Below are 15,223 nucleotides of genomic sequence, written 5' to 3' on the forward strand. Positions count from 1 at the left end.
CGGATTCACCCCTGCCAGGTATCCCGGATCCGGCGGATTTCGGGCAAAATGGAGACAAATGTCCCGACGTAGTCCGGCGCGAAATGCGATCCCGCCGAACCGGCGATTTCCGCCACGGCAGCCTCCATGGACCACGGTTCCTTGTAGGGCCTTCGCGTTGTCAGCGCATCGAACACGTCGGCGATCGCCACGATCCGGGCGCTCTCGGGAATGGCGTCCCCGGCCAGGGCATCGGGGTAACCGCTGCCATCCCATCGTTCGTGATGACGGAGCGCCACTTCGGCCGCCATCACGAACAGCGGCGTATCGCTTTTTCTGAGGATTTCATAGCCGATATCCGTGTGCCGCTTCATCACATCCCATTGTTCGGGCGAGAGCCTGCCCGGGAACTTCAGGATGTCGTCGGGTATACCGATCTTGCCGGTATCGTGCATCGGCGCGGCCAGCTCCAGCATGTCGGCGCGCTCGGCCGACCAGCCGGCGGCAAGCGCCAAGGCCCTCGCGTAGGCGGCCATACGCCAGATATGCGCGCCGGTGTCCGTGTCGTTGTAGTGTCCGGCCTCGCCCAGCATGAAAATCGCTTCGCGCTGGCGGTTCTCGACCTCGCGCGCCTTCACCAGCATCAGGTGCGTCTGGATGCGGCGCAGCACGATCGGCGCGGATACCGGCTTCTGGATGTAGTCGACCGCGCCGACATCGAACCCCAGCGCCTCGTCGTCCACCGACTCCATGGCGGTGACAAAAATCACCGGAATGGCCTGCGTCTCTGGCAAGGCCTTCAATTCGCGGCACAACTGATAACCGTCCATGTCCGGCATCGAAATGTCGAGCAGAATCAGATCCGGCCGGTGCTGCCGCGCCGCTTCCAGCCCCTTTCTGGCGTTTGTCGCGAAAACGAGCTGATAGCTGCCTTTGAGGATTTGCCGCAAAAGCTGCAGGTTGTTGGGTTCGTCATCCACCGCCAGGATTTTTTTCAGCATGGCCTCACTCCTTCACTTCCCCCGAGCCACCGGAGAGTTTTTCCACCTCGTCCCGTGCCCCGTCAAAATCGAAGGCGGCAATCCGGGTTCGTAGCGGGGCCAGAGCGGCATCACCCACGCATCGGGCCAATTCGTCGATCACGGGTTCCACCACATCGGGGTCGAGCGAATCCAGCCCCGCCCGGATCGCCGCCAGAAGCCGCGCGACCGTCGATGGATCGGCGTCGCCCGCCCACGCGGATCCGCCATCCGGCAGCACCAGCCGGGCGATGCCGCGCGCGACCTGGGTCAGCTCATTCGCCAGATCATGAAGCACGGCCCCGATTTGCTGCATGTCGCCCGATTTGAGCTGCGCATCCACATGCGCGGCCAGGCTCGCCACCCGATCCAGCGCAAGGTTCGCCGCCACACCCTTGAGCGCATGGGCGACCACTCGCGCGCGCTCCTTGCCGTTCTCCTCGCCAAGCCGGCGCGCCATTTCACCGGCGTCATCGGCATTGCGCTCGGCGAACTGGATCAACGCTTTGGCATAGGCCTGCGCGTCGCCCCAGGACAGCAACGCCCGCGGAACATCGGCGCAGCGCGATACCGGGGCAAAGTCCACCTGAACTCCCGTGGCTCCCTCCATATCGCGGGCAAGATGCAAACTGCCCCGGCCTTCCGGCACATGCTGCTCCATAGTGGCCAGCAAATGGTTGAAATCGATCGGTTTGGCTTCGATTCCGTCCATGCCCGCGGCGAAGCAGCGGCGATTGTCTTCGCGCATCACGCTCGCGGTCAGCGCCAGAATCGGCGTGCGCGCACCAGCGGCCGACTCGAGGGCACGGATAGCGCGCGTCGCCTCCAGGCCGTCCATTTCCGGCATCATGACGTCCATCAAAATGATATCGAAAGACTCGTGACGAATTTTTTCCAGGGCTTCCAGACCGTTTTTCACCCACGTCACCTCGTGCCCCTGACGTTTCAGCCGCAAGGTCACCAGGATGGCATTGGCCTCGATATCCTCGGCCAGCAACACTCTGAAAGTGCGCGGTGACTGAAATTCGTCGCAGGTGACAAAACCCTCGTCGGGCAAGCATTCCTCGCCCTGGCTCCAGGTCGGCATCCTAGCCGTGAAATGGAAAACCGACCCCTGTTCCGGCTCGCTTTCCACCCAGACCTCGCCCTCCATCAATTCGACGATCTGCCGGGTGATGGTCGTTCCAAGCCCGGTGCCGCCGAACCGGCGGGTCGTGCTGATGTCGGCCTGGGAAAACGCTTCGAAGACTTTTTCGACCTGTTCCGGCGTCATTCCGATACCGCTGTCGCTGACGGAGAAGTGCAGCATGTCAGGCCGGTTCGCCGCTGCCACGGCAAGCCGCACGCCACCCTTTTCGGTGAACTTGATCGCATTGCTGACCAGGTTGAGGATCACCTGGCGCAAGCGTGTCGGGTCTCCGACAAAATGCACCGGAAGCGAAGCCGGGTAATCGACAGACATCGTCAACCCTTTTTCGGCGGCGCGATGCTCGATCGTCCCCAGCGCCGCCACCAGCGTGTTGGGCAGATGGAAGCCGACCCGCTCGAGGGTGAATTTGCCGCTCTCGAGCTTGGAGATGTCCAGGACATCATTGATGATGCCAAGCAATGACTTGGCCGAACCGAGAATGGTTTGCACATAGCGCGTCACTTCGGCGGACAAATGCCGCTCCTGCAGGACAAGTTCGGCGAAACCGATGATGGCATTCATCGGTGTGCGGATTTCGTGACTCATGTTGGCGATGAATGCCGCCTTGACCCGAACGCCGGCCTCGGCGTCTTCCTTGGCTCGCTGCAATACCGCTTCGGCGCGTTTCTGGGAAGAGATATCGGAAATGAACCCGACGAAAAGATGGCGATTGGCGGAGATCTGCGCGTGCCCCACCGACAGATACGCGGGAAACTGTGTGCCGTCCTTGCGCCGGGCCAGCACTTCCCGTCCGCGTCCGATGACCGTGCTGCGGCCGGTGGCGAGGAATGCCTCCAGGTGGCGCTGGTGCAGGCCCGACTCCTCCGCCGGCATGAGAAGGGAAACATTCTTGCCGCTCACTTCCGCCAGCGACCAGCCGAAAAGGGCTTCCGCGGCGGGGTTGAAAGTATGGATCAGCCCGTGTTCGTCGATGGTGACGATACCGCTGACCGCGGTCTGCACGATGGCCTTCACCTCGGTGGTGGCGATCGCCACCAGTTCCTTCAGGTGATCCCTGTGCCGGGTCAGTTCCGCCTCGGCGGCCTTGCGCTCGGAGATATCGGCGATGATGCCGACGAACATCGGCTCGCCGCCGACCTGCATCGCGCCGACGGACAAATGCATCGGAAATGTCGAGCCGTCCTTGCGTAACCCCTCCACCTCCCGTCCCTTGCCGATCACGCGCGGATTCCCTTCCCGCAAAAAGCGCTCAAGGTAACCGTCATGCTCCGAGCGATAGGGTTCGGGCATCAGCATCCTGACATTCCGGCCGGCCATGTCGTCCGCCGCATAGCCAAAGAGCCTTTGCGCCGCGGGGTTGATCGTTCCGATGATCCCGCGCGCGTCGATGGTGATGATGGGATTGGCGGCCGTATCGAGAATGGCGCGTGTCATTTCGAGGCTGACGGCGAGCTTGCCCTCCGCCTCCTTGAGCTTGCTGATGTCGGCAATGATGCCGACGAACAGCGGCTTGCCGCCGACTTGCATCGCGCCCACGGACAGGTGCATCGGAAACGTCGAGCCGTCCTTGCGCCGGCCCTGCACCTCCCTGCCCTTGCCGATGATGCGCGGCTCTCCGCCACCAAGAAAACGCGCCAGATACCCGTCGTGCTCCGACCGGTAAGGTTCGGGCATCAGCAAGCTCACGTTGCGGCCCAGCACGTCGTCCCTGGCGTAGCCGAACAGTCGCTCGGCCGCGGGGTTGAAGGTGCTGACGAGTCCCGACGCATCGATGGTGATGATGGGATTGGCCGCCGTATCGAGGATGGCCCGGGTCATCTCCTGGCTGGAGGCGAGATCTTCCTCGACATGCCGCTGGCCGGACAGATCGACGACCGATCCGACAAATACTCGAAGTTGGCCAAGCTTCACCTCGCTGACAGCCAGCCACATCGGGAATACCGTGCCATCCTTGCGCAGGCCGACGACCTCCCGGCCCTTGCCGATGATTCTGGGATTTCCTTCGCTCAAATAACGCGCCAGATACCGGTCATGCTCCGAGTGGTAAGGCTCGGGCATGAGGCGGGAAACATTGTTTCCCTGCACCTCGTCCGCCGAAAAACCGAAAATGCGCTCGGACACGGCATCGAATGACAGAACCCGGCCCTGTTCGTCCAGGGTCACTGTTCCCACCGCGGTGATGCCGCCCCGTCGGGAACGGGATACTGATTTTTCGCCATGACTCATGGTCGCCTCCTCGAGACCGCCCTCGTCACGGGCCATGTTACTTATGGATAGCCACTCCCCTCCCTTTATGCCAAATCAAGTCGCCCGCCCAAAGAACAGTCAAAGCGCCATGCCCAGGATTTTCATCGCCGTTCTCAGTGCAACGGCAAGCACGGCGAGCGCCGCCGTGCCGCCGCACCAGAGTCCGGCGAACCACACGATTTTCTCGAGGCGTGACGATTCGCGTCTCGCGTTTTGCGGTCTCATCTAGTGGTACCCCTCGTCCGACGCGCGCACCTTCCCGCGAAAAACCCAATACCCCAGCGCCGAATACACCAGGATGACCGGGATGATGATCACCGCGCCGACCAGGGTGAAGGCGAGACTCGACTCGGGCGCCGCCGCCTGCCATAACGACACCGAAGGCGGTATCAGCATGGGCCAGATGCTGATCACGAAACCCGCGTACCCGAGCGCGGCAAGCAACAGGGCGAAGCCATAGGGCTGTCGTTCGTTCTTATTGCGGCACGCGCGCAGGATTGCCGCGACGCAGGCCAGCACAGCCAGGGGAACCGGCATCAGGAAGAACAGATTCGGCAGACGGAACCAGCGCTCGCCTATCGCCGTGTCCAGCAGCGGAGTCCAGATACTGACCATCCCAATCGCCGCCAGCCACGCCCAGGTCAGAAACGGCATGATCCGGAACAGCCGGCGCTGCAGATCGCCGTCGGTCTTGATGATCAGCCAACCGCAGCCGAGCGCGGCATAGGTGATCACGACACCGGCGCCGGTGAACAGGCTGAACGGTGTGAGCCAATCGAAAACACCTCCGGCGAACTCCCTTCCCTCGACCCGGATGCCCTGGATGTAGGCGCCCAGGGCCACCCCCTGAAAGAACGCCGCGCCGGATGAGCCCAGGATAAAGGCCAGATCCCACACATGGCGCGTTCGCCGCGCCTTGCCGCGGATTTCGAACGCCACTCCCCGGAAAATCAATCCGCACAACATCAGGATCAACGGCAGATACAGCGCGGAAAGCACGGCCGAGTAGACAACGGGGAAGGCCGCGAAGAGACCGGCCCCGCCAAGCACCAGCCAGGTTTCGTTGGCATCCCATACCGGAGCCACGGTGTTCATCATCACATTGCGGTCGCGTTCCTCCGGGAAAAACGGAAACAGTATCCCGATTCCCAGATCGAATCCGTCCAGCATCACGTAGATAAATACTCCCAGAGCGATGATGCCCGCCCAAACCGACGGTAAATCAAACATGGCCTTCGCCTCCTTCCGAATCGTCTTCCACACCGCCACCCGCGCCCGAGAGCGGTCGCCGACCCGACCAGGTCACCCACGGCCCGAACGGCTCTTTCTGGCCTGAGGGCGTCGGCTCATGGGTGCCGGGACCTTTTCTCAACAACCGCAGCAAGTAATACATTCCTGTTCCGAAAACAAGGAAGTACACAACCACAAAGATCATCAGGGACACCCCCACGGCCTGGCGTGTCACCGGCGACACGGCATCGGCGGTACGCATCACGCCATAGACCACCCAGGGCTGACGCCCGACTTCGGTGGTGAACCATCCGGCGAGCATGGCGATGAAGCCGGCCGGACTCATCAGCACGGCGAAGCGGAGGAACCAGCGGGTTTCGAAAAGCGCGCCGCGCCGGCGCAACACCCAGGAGGCGCCGGCCATCGCGAGCATCAGCAGCCCGAGGCCGACCATCACCCGGAAACTCCAGAACACGATCAGCGCATCGGGACGATCCGCTTTCGGAAAGGCCTTGAGTCCACGGACTTGACCGTTCCAGCTGTGCGTCAGGATCACGCTTCCGAGCCGGGGTATTTCCAATGCGTAGCGGGTGGTTTCCGCTTCCATGTCGGGAATGCCGAACACCGTGAAAGGAACGCCGTCCGGCCCCGACTCCCACAGGCCTTCCATGGCCGCGAGTTTGGCCGGCTGATGGCGAAGCGTATTGAGCCCGTGCAGGTCGCCCACGAACACTTGCAGCGGAGCCAGAACCAGCAGGATGCCCAGCGCCATGGACAGGGAAATGCGCACGCCTTCGGCGCGCGTTCCGCGCAACAAGTGCCACGCCGCGCAGCCCGCCACCAGCAGCGAAGTGGCGATGAAGGCGGACAGGGTCATGTGCGCCAGCCGATAGGGGAAGGATGGATTGAATATCACAGCCCACCAGTCAACCGGCACGACCCGGCCGTCGGCGATGGTAAAACCGGCGGGTGTCTGCATCCAGCTATTGGAGGCCAGAATCCAGAACGTCGAGACCAGCGTGCCGACGGCCACCATCACCGTGGCGGCAAAATGCGCCCGGCGTCCGACCCGGTTCCAGCCGAACAGCATGATCCCAAGAAAACCGGCCTCCAGGAAAAACGCCGTGAGCACTTCGTAAGTCAGCAACGGCCCAGTGATCGAACCGGCGAAATTGGAGAACGCGCTCCAGTTCGTCCCGAACTGATAACTCATCACCAGCCCGGAGACGACCCCCATGGCGAACCCCACCGCGAACACCTTCGACCAGAACCGGCACAGATCCAGATAGACCTGGCGGCCGGTTTTCAGCCACAGCCCTTCCAGGACGGCGATGAAGCTCGCCAACCCGATGCTCAGGGCGGGAAACACAATATGAAACGAAACGGTGAAGGCGAACTGGATGCGCGCCAGGTCCAGGGCGGTCAGAGTCATGTGGGGTTCCTGTTGTTTCCGGACGGTTAAGAGGGCAACACGCCACTGTTATCGGCTTAAGCGCTGACGAGCTTACTCCATCGCGCGAACCGGGGTCCGGCCGGCCGGTTCGGCGATGCGCGCCGGGCGCCACAGTGCGGTGCCTGTCCGCTTCCGGCACAGTATCGGCGAACGAAATAATGGGTAACAGAATCAGAAAAATGATATTTTTGCGTATCAGATGGGAGAGGAGGCCGAATGAAACGCTACGAAGAGATTGCCGAATCGCTGGCCGGCGAGATCCGCTCGGGGCAATGGCCGCCAGGCAGCCGCCTCCCTTCCATTCGCGAACTGACCGCGCGCCATGGCATCAGCCCGGCGACCGCGTTCAATGCGTATTACCGGCTCGAAGAGCGCGGGCTTGTCAGAGCCAGGGAACGATCGGGCTATTTCGTGACTGGCGGGCCGCAAGCGATTCGCGCCGAACCGGCCGCATGCGCCCGCACCCAACTGTCATCCCATGTCGATATCAGCGAACTGGTGTTCGACGTGCTTGGCGCGGCGCAGGATCCGGCCATGCTGCCGCTGGGCTCCGCGTTCGCATCGCCCGACCTGTTTCCGCTTTCGCGTCTGGCCCGCTCCATGGCCGCCTCGACGCGCTTCATCGACCCGCGGGAGATCGTGGCCAGTCTGCCGGCGGGCAACAGCCAGTTGCGGGAACAGATCGCGCGGCGCTACCTGGGGATGGGCATGCACGTCGCGCCGGAGGAACTGATCGTCACCAGTGGCGCCCTGGAGGCGCTCAACCTTTGCCTGAGCGCGGTGGCAAGGCCGGGTGATCTGATCGCCATCGAATCACCCGGCTTCTATGCCGCCTTGCAGGCGCTCGAGCGACTCGGCATGAAAGCGCTCGAAATTCCGGTGCACCCCAAGCGTGGTCTGGACCTTGCCGCACTGGCCAACGCCCTGGACCGCCATCCGGTCAAAGCCTGCTGGTTCATGACGACCTTCCAGAATCCGATGGGTGCCAGCATGGCGCAAGAAAGCAAACAGGAGCTGGTGGAGCTGCTCGCGCGCCACAACGTGCCTCTGATCGAAGACGATGTATACGGCGAACTGTATTTCGGTCGGCACTGCCCGCTGCCGGCCAAGGCCTTCGATCGCCTGGGCCTCGTCATGCACTGCAGCTCGTTCTCCAAGACACTGGCGCCGGGTTATCGCGTGGGATGGGTGGCGCCGGGGCGCTACGGACAGGCCATCGAACGACTCAAGCTGATGACCACGCTGTGCGCGAGCATACCCGCGCAGGTCGCGCTGGCCGATTACCTGGGAAGCGGCGGGTACGACAAGCACTTGCGCAAGCTGCGCCACACCCTGGAGGGACGGTTGGCCGTCGCGAACGAGGCGCTGGCGGCGCATTTCCCGGCCGGGGCGCGCCTGTCCCGGCCGGATGGCGGGTATTTTCTCTGGGTGGAGCTCGACGAAGGCTTCGACACGCTGGAACTGCACAGGACGGCGGCGGCCCACGGGATAGGACTGGCGCCCGGGCCGGTGTTTTCCGCGAGCCGCACACAATACCGGCATTGCCTGCGGCTCAATTTCGGGGCCGCGGGACCCGATGCGATGTCCAATGGAATTGGGAATTTGGGTGAACTGATCCGATCAGCCGGACGTGGCTCACAGAAAGCAGTCAAGCCTGCCCCCAACTGAATATGCGCAGTGATACGGGATCAAGGATTACTCGACAGCATCGCTAGTCGCGTTCTTATGCTAAGATCGCAGGTTATCTCAGAACAACCAACGGGATCGACCACAAGGTCGCTTTCTCATGACACTTTCCCCCGAGTCGTCCATTTCATCCGGCAGAGCAGTTATCCTGGTGGCAGCGCATGCCGACGATTTCGCCCTGGAATTCGCTCAACGCCTGACAGGAAGTCCAGTCATGGCGAAATACCGCTTCATTCTCCTGACCGACTCGGAGCGATCCTTCCCTCCTGGAGTCGAATGCCTGCGCCCTTCAGAAATCGACCGCCTGCTTGCCGCCAACAGGTCTCTCATTGTGCAAAGCCTGAGCCGCGAAGATCATCAGTTCGCCGCCAAGCGATTTCTGCGCAACCGCAATGGTCATTATTTGCTGGCCACTCACCTTGACGGCAAAGGCATTCCCGGCGGAATACTTCGCCATATTGTTTACAACAAGCTAACCGACATCAATCTGTTCATCGACCAAAACGCGCGCGCGCCATCTGGCGCCCCGGGGTTTCTCGGATTGAAAAATCCGATGGTGCTCGATCAGCCGCAATTGGGAGATCGGGCCGACCTGCGCATGCTGCATCATGCCTACGAAGCATTATTGCACCCCTCCCGCACGGATGTGTCCGGACTTCGCAAACAAGATGACAGCGACATATGTCTTGCTTATGTCACACACTTTTATTGCAACCAGCAAGACATCAGCTCTGTCACAAATCTGCTGGCGCGCTACGCGGCCTACCCCTCAGAAGTGATCAGCCGTGTCCATTTCGTTGTGGTCGACGACGGGTCTCCCATTGAGTACGACATCCCCGACCTCGCTCTTAACCTGACTTGGCTGAAAATCGATCAGGATATTCGTTGGAATCAGGCGGGAGCACGCAACCTGGGTGCGGTATACGCGAAATCCGACACCATGCTGCTCACTGACCTGGATCATGAGCTTCCCGTCGACGCGATGCGCCGTCTGATCGCCCGTCCGCCGTGCGGGAAGCGGATATACAAGATTTATCGCAAAAAACCGGATGGATCAGTGTACAGCGGTCACTCAAACATGTTCCTCGTCTCACGAGGACGGTTTTTCGAATGCCACGGCTATGATGAAGAGTTCGCCGGCCATTACGGCGCCGAGGATTTTCGCTTTATCAAATACCATAAAGCGCGTGGAACCTTGCAGCGCTACTTGCCAAAGTCGATCCTGTGCATTGAGAGAGAAGATATCAACCGTCGAAAATCCTACCACTCGCTGGCCCGGGATCTGTCCTTCAATACGCCGGTAGACAGCCGAAAAAAACGTGAACTTGCCGTAAACGGCCACGGTCACGGCCACAGCCGGATGTTTCTCAATTTTACCTGGCGCATCCTACTGGACCGGCGCTTGCCCGTAACCTCCAGGCGAACCCGGCACACGATCTGGAAACACCTCGCCATCTTCCGTCAGATCTTACCCAGATTCTGAACCACAGCACCGTTTTTACTGAACTCAAGAGCAGTTATCAGGAAACATTACTACAGAATAGTTAGATCGAAAGACACGTGAGAAAATCCCCTCAAATTTCGGCAAGACAGACTATGTTGAAAACATCCACATGGAGAGTCGCCTATGAAAATCTCACACAAGAGCGGTCTGCTGTCTGCCGTGGTCTTGGCCTCCACCATCGGCATTCTGTCCTGGCTACAGTACGCTGCTGTCTCATCCAGCCTGCTGGAAGGGAAGCGCCAGGAAATCGCCCAGACCAGCCAAATCCTCGTTGCGCAAATCGAAAACTGGCTCAATGGCAAATTGCGCCAGATCGATCTGGTCTCGGAGGCTATCGACTCGGGATTCAGTCCTGACCGCATTCAGGAAGTCTTTCACCGCCCTCTCCTGAAAAAAGAATTCCTGCTGATTTTCGGCGGCCTGGACACCGATGGCAAACCGCTGACCAATGACCCCACCTGGAAACCACCGTCAGACTGGGATGCCCGCAAACGCCCCTGGTATCCTATCGCCACCGGCAGCAGCCGGGCGGTGCTGACCGAACCCTACGCCGACGCGGCGACCGGCGAGATCCTGATTTCCGCCGTGGCGAAACTGACGGAAAAGGGAGCACAGCGCGGCGCCTTCGGCGGGGACCTGAGTTTGCAGACCATCGCCAAAACCCTGAATACCGTCAACTTCGACGGCGAGGGCTACGCCTTCCTGCTGTCCGCCGAAGGCAAGATCATCAGCCACCCCAATCCGAAGCTCAATGGTAAACCGGTCGCCGAACTGTTCGGCGGACAGGCTCCGGCATTCACCCCGGACCTGCAGGAAATCGAGGCCAACGGGCAAAAACTGATGGTGTCCTTCACGCCATTGACCCATCTGGATGGCACGCGCTGGATGGTCGGTATCGTGCTCGAATCGGACAAAGTCCTGGCCCCCGTCCATGCGCTCGGCTGGCGTTCGCTGATCGGCGCGCTGATCGGTGTCGCGGTGAGTCTCGTTCTGCTCAGCTCGATGATGCAGCGCATTTTGCGCAAACCGCTGGAACAACTGCAACGTTCGCTGGCCGAACTCAATAGCGGCGACGCCGATCTGACCCGACGGGTGGACGCATCCGGCAATGACGAGTTCGCCGCCGTGGCGCGCGAACTGAACGGTTTCCTGAGTTACCTGCAACAGTTGGTCGGCGACATCAAATCCATCGCGCAGCATGTCACGGACAGTTCGCGGGACAGCGCGGGCAAATCGGAACTCAGCTGCAAGGAAGTGGAGCATCTCGAAACGGAATTGAACCGCCTGGTCGATGCCATGCGTCAGATGGCCGACACGGCAGGAGAGATGGAACACAATGCCCAGACAGTCGCCAAGGTCGCGGAACAAGCCCATGAGGAGATGAGCGACAGGATGCAGCAGGTCGTTCAATCGGGCGTGACGACGCGCCGCATGGCCGAAGTCATGGAGGAAACCTCCCAGTCGATGAACGAACTGGCGACATTCAGTCAGAACATCGAATCCATTGTTTCGGTCATCACCGTGGTCGCCGACCAGACCAACCTGCTTGCCCTGAATGCCGCGATCGAAGCGGCACGGGCCGGAGAAGCGGGACGCGGATTCGCCGTCGTGGCCGACGAGGTTCGCAAGCTGGCATCCCAGACGCAGCAGGCGACCCAGGAAATCCGCAGCATGATCGATCAGTTGCAAAAGGGTGTGTCGCAGGCCAAAAACAAGATGCAGGAAAGCCGGGACATGGCGAACACCTCGGTCAACGACTCGGAACAAACCAGCGAAGTCCTGGCCAGGATCAAGGATGCGATCGCCGACATCAACGAGAAAAACTCGCAGATCGCCCGGACGGTTTACCAACAAAGCAGCGCGACGAGGGATATCAGCCAGAACGCCGGAGAGCTGCTGCAGATCGGTCAGCGGGTTTCCGCCTCGGCGCAGAGCCAGCGACGTCTCTCCGGAGATGTCGCGCACAAAGTGGACGAGCAGGATTCGCTGATTTCGCGCTTCCGCATCTGAACGCGGTAAATGCCAAGGGGGAGACACGGCATGAAGTTCGGAAAAACGCTGGGGTGGTGCGGCCTGATGGCCTTGACGCCGCCCGCCCTGGCGGCCGGCGGCGTGACCGAAGTCGTGGTGTACGCCGATGCCGGATATCCGCCCTACGCTTATCAGGAAGGAGGCATGCCGCGCGGGGTTTATACAGATATACTGAAACAGGCGTTTTCCAGGATGAAAGGCTACTCGGTCACGATCCGCGCCGAGCCGTGGCCGCGCATTCTCGCCTCAGTGAAGCGCGGCGAGTATTTCGCTTTTTACCCTCCCTACCAGCATCGCAAGGAACGACCGTATGTGGAACCCTATTCCGTCGCGATACTGGAAGAGCGGGTGGAACCCCTATGCCGCGAAGCGGTGATGCATGCCAAACGCACGCGCTTCCCCGACGACTTTGGCGGACTGCGCATCCTTCGCAATGCGAGTTTCGCGATCGGCGGAGAAGGGCTGGCATCCTTCAGCGCCCAAGGTCGGATCCAGCTGGCCGAAGTGGCCAGCACCTCCCAGGCACTCAGGATGATTGCGGCCAACCGCGCAGACTGTTATCTGGGCGATCCGCAGGCGGTCGGTTTTGAATTGCGCGCCAACCCGGTCTACGACGTTTCGGGCAAGCTACTGACACTGCTTCCCGGCCCGGAGATTTCGCGAAACACGGGTCACGTGGGGTATGCGGCCGATGGCCGGCGCTTCCCGTTCAAGGATGATTTCGTGCGTCAGCTGGACGCCATTCTTTCCCGCATGCGACAGAACGGCGAGATCGATGCGATCGCCAAACGCCATTTCAAACAGGAAAACGCCAAACAAGGGAGGCTTGACGCCCCGCCCAATGGAAGGTAGCGTGTCGCACGCCCCCATGTTACTCCGGTTATCCCGATGCAACCCTTGACAACCTACGGTGTGCTCCTGCTGGCGATCGTTCTTGAAGTGATCGGCACGTCCTCCATGCAGGCATCCCAGCAGTTCACCCGCTTGTGGCCGAGCCTGCTAACGCTATGTTGCTATGCCGGCGCTTTTTTCTGTCTGTCGCTCACACTCAAGCACATCCCCGTCGGTCTGGCCTACGCCATGTGGAGCGGCATCGGCATCGTGCTGGTTTCGCTGATCGGCTACTTCGTCTTCGGGCAGAAACTCGATCTGCCGGCGATTGCCGGCCTTGGCCTGATCATCGCGGGGGTGCTGGTGATCAACCTGCTCTCGAAAACCGCGGCTCACTGAGCCCGGTGCTCAAACGTGCCGGTAACGCCAGCACAGCAGGGTCACGGAAGCCAGAATTCCGGTCAGCACCGGTCCGGAAATCGCCGGCAGATACCATGTCACCGTACTGGCGACGCCGTAGCTCGCGGCGCTGGCGAGAACCACAACGCCCACTTGTTTTTTCACATCGATTCGCATTTGTCGGATCTGTGTGCTCCCGGGGCACGGAACGGCTGAAACAGCCGTAATGCTACGCCGCGGGAAGGCGCGGGCACCAGCGCGAAACCGTGCGATTCGCTGACCTGCGTCAACAAACGGCGAAATCACCGCCCCTCGTCACGCCTCGGGGTACTGCACGATCTGCAGCTCGTTGCCCGACGGGTCGCACAAAGTGGCCAACACCCCGCCCCACGGCTGCGCCTCGGGCAAAACAGTGAATACCGCGCCGCGCGCGGTCAGCTCGGCATGCCGGGCCGGCACATCGGTCACGGTAAAGGACAGGCCGGTAAAACGGCCGACCAGTTCCAGCTCATCCTCGGGCGCGTCGTTGGACACTTCCTGCACGACCAGAATGGCCGCACCGGCGGTGAACACGCAAAACCCTTCCTCGCAGCGGTCGGCCTTGAGCGGCAACCCCAGAATGTCGGCATAAAAAGAACGGGCCTCGGCGATATCCCGGACAAAAATGCGCGCAGTGCTCAGTTCCACAATCGTTCCCTTCAGAAAACAGAAAATACCGTATCCGCCATCCTACCCGATCTTGCCGTTGTCCGGCTGCCGACACATTGAGATCAATGACATCGGCAAACCTCCGGCGTGTCCGTATAATGACGCCGAAATCCGTAAAAACCCAAGCACAACGCCACCAATGCCAACACGCTCCCACCATACCCGTCACTTTCTCGCCGCAGGAGGACTGGCCTTCGCCACCGAACTGAACCGGCTTTATCGCGCGCGCTGGGCGCTGACGGCATCCCGGCGCCAGCTCCACACCCCGGGATGCTTCGCCTCGGCGATCTACCGGATCGAATCGGCCGAACGCCGCGGGTTCGCCTTTGTCAAATCCCACAGCCGGCCTGTTAACGGCGCTTCGCGCCGATTCGTTGACGGCCTGTGGCAGTTGAACGGCACCGGCGCCGCCCAGCCGCCTTGGATCCGCTATCCGGCGACCTTCGCCGCGAATCGCCAGGGCAAGTGCTACTTGCGGACCTCCGACGCGGAATACCTGATCGTCAATCACCTGGCGGTCATCATCGCGGATGAGTTTGCCGGAAGAGCGGCGGGCACGCTTGCACTGGCGATCGAATACCCGCCCTGCGCATCGTGCAGAAAGGTCATCGACCGACTGCGCAAGGCGCATCCCGCCTTGCTGATTTCCGTTCAATGGCCACGCTACCGCAGCCATAAACGCATATCGCGCAATACTGTGAGAAGGAGCCTAAAACGGCGATGAGCCCCGCGGGGCTCATCGTTTCTTGCAGAAAAACGCGAAGACTGGCCGGCGGCCGCCGGCACCGGTCAGGCGGCCGCGTTCAGGTAGGCGTCGGCCGGGTAAACGGCGCTCGCCAGACCGAGCAACGAACGGAATGTCACCTCGAAGCGGCGGCCTGCCGGCTCGACGCGGACGACTTCGAAGCGTTCGATGTCGCCATTGTCCTTCTGTTCACAGATTTGGTAACCAGGCTTCAACTGGCTGATCTTCATCATCATTATTG

Annotated in this window: 14 protein-coding genes; 6 read left to right on the top strand and 8 right to left on the bottom strand. The window is 61.2% G+C overall.

Annotated features, from left to right (window positions below; all coding sequences use genetic code 11):
• Nucleotides 1–5: 5 nt before the first annotated feature.
• From JNO50_RS10890 to JNO50_RS10910, 5 genes are all read right to left on the bottom strand, one after another.
• Nucleotides 6–980: a response regulator gene (locus JNO50_RS10890; protein WP_189533203.1), complete on the bottom strand. Its 975-nt coding sequence runs from the start codon at nucleotides 978–980 to the stop codon at nucleotides 6–8.
• Nucleotides 981–984: 4 nt separating this feature from the next.
• Nucleotides 985–4,374 carry a PAS domain S-box protein gene (locus tag JNO50_RS10895; protein WP_189533205.1) on the bottom strand — a complete coding sequence of 1,130 codons (3,390 nt, stop codon included), beginning with the start codon at nucleotides 4,372–4,374 and terminating at the stop codon, nucleotides 985–987.
• Nucleotides 4,375–4,473: 99 nt separating this feature from the next.
• Nucleotides 4,474–4,620: a hypothetical protein gene (locus JNO50_RS10900; RefSeq protein ID WP_189533207.1), complete on the bottom strand. Its 147-nt coding sequence runs from the start codon at nucleotides 4,618–4,620 to the stop codon at nucleotides 4,474–4,476.
• On the bottom strand, nucleotides 4,621–5,625 hold the full coding sequence (gene cydB / locus JNO50_RS10905; protein WP_189533208.1) for a cytochrome d ubiquinol oxidase subunit II: 1,005 nt from the start codon (nucleotides 5,623–5,625) through the stop codon (nucleotides 4,621–4,623).
• Nucleotides 5,618–7,057: a cytochrome ubiquinol oxidase subunit I gene (locus JNO50_RS10910; protein ID WP_189533210.1), complete on the bottom strand. Its 1,440-nt coding sequence runs from the start codon at nucleotides 7,055–7,057 to the stop codon at nucleotides 5,618–5,620. Before JNO50_RS10910 ends, cydB begins: the two co-directional genes overlap by 8 nt.
• A gap of 237 nt (nucleotides 7,058–7,294) precedes the next feature.
• Between JNO50_RS10910 and JNO50_RS10915 the strand changes: the two genes are divergently transcribed.
• The 5 genes from JNO50_RS10915 to JNO50_RS10935 all read left to right on the top strand — a co-directional run bounded on the left by JNO50_RS10915 (nucleotide 7,295) and on the right by JNO50_RS10935 (nucleotide 13,529).
• Nucleotides 7,295–8,746: an aminotransferase-like domain-containing protein gene (locus JNO50_RS10915; RefSeq protein ID WP_189533212.1), complete on the top strand. Its 1,452-nt coding sequence runs from the start codon at nucleotides 7,295–7,297 to the stop codon at nucleotides 8,744–8,746.
• 118 nt (nucleotides 8,747–8,864) lie between these two features.
• On the top strand, nucleotides 8,865–10,247 hold the full coding sequence (locus JNO50_RS10920; RefSeq protein WP_189533214.1) for a glycosyltransferase family A protein: 1,383 nt from the start codon (nucleotides 8,865–8,867) through the stop codon (nucleotides 10,245–10,247).
• Between the two features lie 144 nt (nucleotides 10,248–10,391).
• Nucleotides 10,392–12,278, top strand: coding sequence for a methyl-accepting chemotaxis protein (locus tag JNO50_RS10925; RefSeq protein WP_189533216.1), 1,887 nt, complete (start codon nucleotides 10,392–10,394; stop codon nucleotides 12,276–12,278).
• A gap of 30 nt (nucleotides 12,279–12,308) precedes the next feature.
• The gene (locus tag JNO50_RS10930) at nucleotides 12,309–13,151 is read left to right on the top strand and encodes a substrate-binding periplasmic protein (protein WP_189533218.1); all 843 of its coding nucleotides are present in this window, start codon (nucleotides 12,309–12,311) and stop codon (nucleotides 13,149–13,151) included.
• Nucleotides 13,152–13,187: 36 nt separating this feature from the next.
• Nucleotides 13,188–13,529, top strand: a complete 342-nt coding sequence (locus JNO50_RS10935) for an SMR family transporter (protein ID WP_189533220.1) — start codon at nucleotides 13,188–13,190, stop codon at nucleotides 13,527–13,529.
• 9 nt (nucleotides 13,530–13,538) lie between these two features.
• On the opposite strand, the gene JNO50_RS10940 is transcribed toward JNO50_RS10935, so the two are convergent.
• Nucleotides 13,539–13,694 (bottom strand): hypothetical protein, encoded by a 156-nt coding sequence (locus JNO50_RS10940; protein WP_215796344.1) that lies wholly within the window; start codon nucleotides 13,692–13,694, stop codon nucleotides 13,539–13,541.
• A gap of 150 nt (nucleotides 13,695–13,844) precedes the next feature.
• Nucleotides 13,845–14,216 carry a VOC family protein gene (locus JNO50_RS10945; protein WP_189533224.1) on the bottom strand — a complete coding sequence of 124 codons (372 nt, stop codon included), beginning with the start codon at nucleotides 14,214–14,216 and terminating at the stop codon, nucleotides 13,845–13,847.
• Nucleotides 14,217–14,376: 160 nt separating this feature from the next.
• Here JNO50_RS10945 and JNO50_RS10950 point away from each other — a divergent pair, with 160 nt between their 5' ends.
• Nucleotides 14,377–14,961 (top strand): deaminase domain-containing protein, encoded by a 585-nt coding sequence (locus JNO50_RS10950; protein WP_189533226.1) that lies wholly within the window; start codon nucleotides 14,377–14,379, stop codon nucleotides 14,959–14,961.
• A 65-nt stretch (nucleotides 14,962–15,026) separates the two neighbouring features.
• Here JNO50_RS10950 and JNO50_RS10955 read toward each other — a convergent pair whose 3' ends face one another.
• Complete coding sequence (locus JNO50_RS10955; protein WP_229804602.1) at nucleotides 15,027–15,218, bottom strand: hypothetical protein; 192 nt, start codon at nucleotides 15,216–15,218, stop codon at nucleotides 15,027–15,029.
• Nucleotides 15,219–15,223 lie beyond the last annotated feature (5 nt).

It is taken from the genome of Paludibacterium paludis (assembly GCF_018802605.1).
Taxonomy (GTDB): Bacteria; Pseudomonadota; Gammaproteobacteria; order Burkholderiales; family Chromobacteriaceae; genus Paludibacterium; species Paludibacterium paludis.

Excerpts from the sequence above, each read along its gene's own strand:
- JNO50_RS10890 (WP_189533203.1), bottom strand. The coding sequence starts at position 980 with ATGCTGAAAAAAATCCTGGCGGTGGATGACGAACCCAACAACCTGCAG.
- JNO50_RS10895 (WP_189533205.1), bottom strand. The coding sequence starts at position 4,374 with ATGAGTCATGGCGAAAAATCAGTATCCCGTTCCCGACGGGGCGGCATC.
- JNO50_RS10900 (WP_189533207.1), bottom strand. The coding sequence starts at position 4,620 with ATGAGACCGCAAAACGCGAGACGCGAATCGTCACGCCTCGAGAAAATC.
- cydB (WP_189533208.1), bottom strand. The coding sequence starts at position 5,625 with ATGTTTGATTTACCGTCGGTTTGGGCGGGCATCATCGCTCTGGGAGTA.
- JNO50_RS10910 (WP_189533210.1), bottom strand. The coding sequence starts at position 7,057 with ATGACTCTGACCGCCCTGGACCTGGCGCGCATCCAGTTCGCCTTCACC.
- JNO50_RS10915 (WP_189533212.1), top strand. The coding sequence starts at position 7,295 with ATGAAACGCTACGAAGAGATTGCCGAATCGCTGGCCGGCGAGATCCGC.
- JNO50_RS10920 (WP_189533214.1), top strand. The coding sequence starts at position 8,865 with ATGACACTTTCCCCCGAGTCGTCCATTTCATCCGGCAGAGCAGTTATC.
- JNO50_RS10925 (WP_189533216.1), top strand. The coding sequence starts at position 10,392 with ATGAAAATCTCACACAAGAGCGGTCTGCTGTCTGCCGTGGTCTTGGCC.
- JNO50_RS10930 (WP_189533218.1), top strand. The coding sequence starts at position 12,309 with ATGAAGTTCGGAAAAACGCTGGGGTGGTGCGGCCTGATGGCCTTGACG.
- JNO50_RS10935 (WP_189533220.1), top strand. The coding sequence starts at position 13,188 with ATGCAACCCTTGACAACCTACGGTGTGCTCCTGCTGGCGATCGTTCTT.
- JNO50_RS10950 (WP_189533226.1), top strand. The coding sequence starts at position 14,377 with ATGCCAACACGCTCCCACCATACCCGTCACTTTCTCGCCGCAGGAGGA.
- JNO50_RS10955 (WP_229804602.1), bottom strand. The coding sequence starts at position 15,218 with ATGATGATGAAGATCAGCCAGTTGAAGCCTGGTTACCAAATCTGTGAA.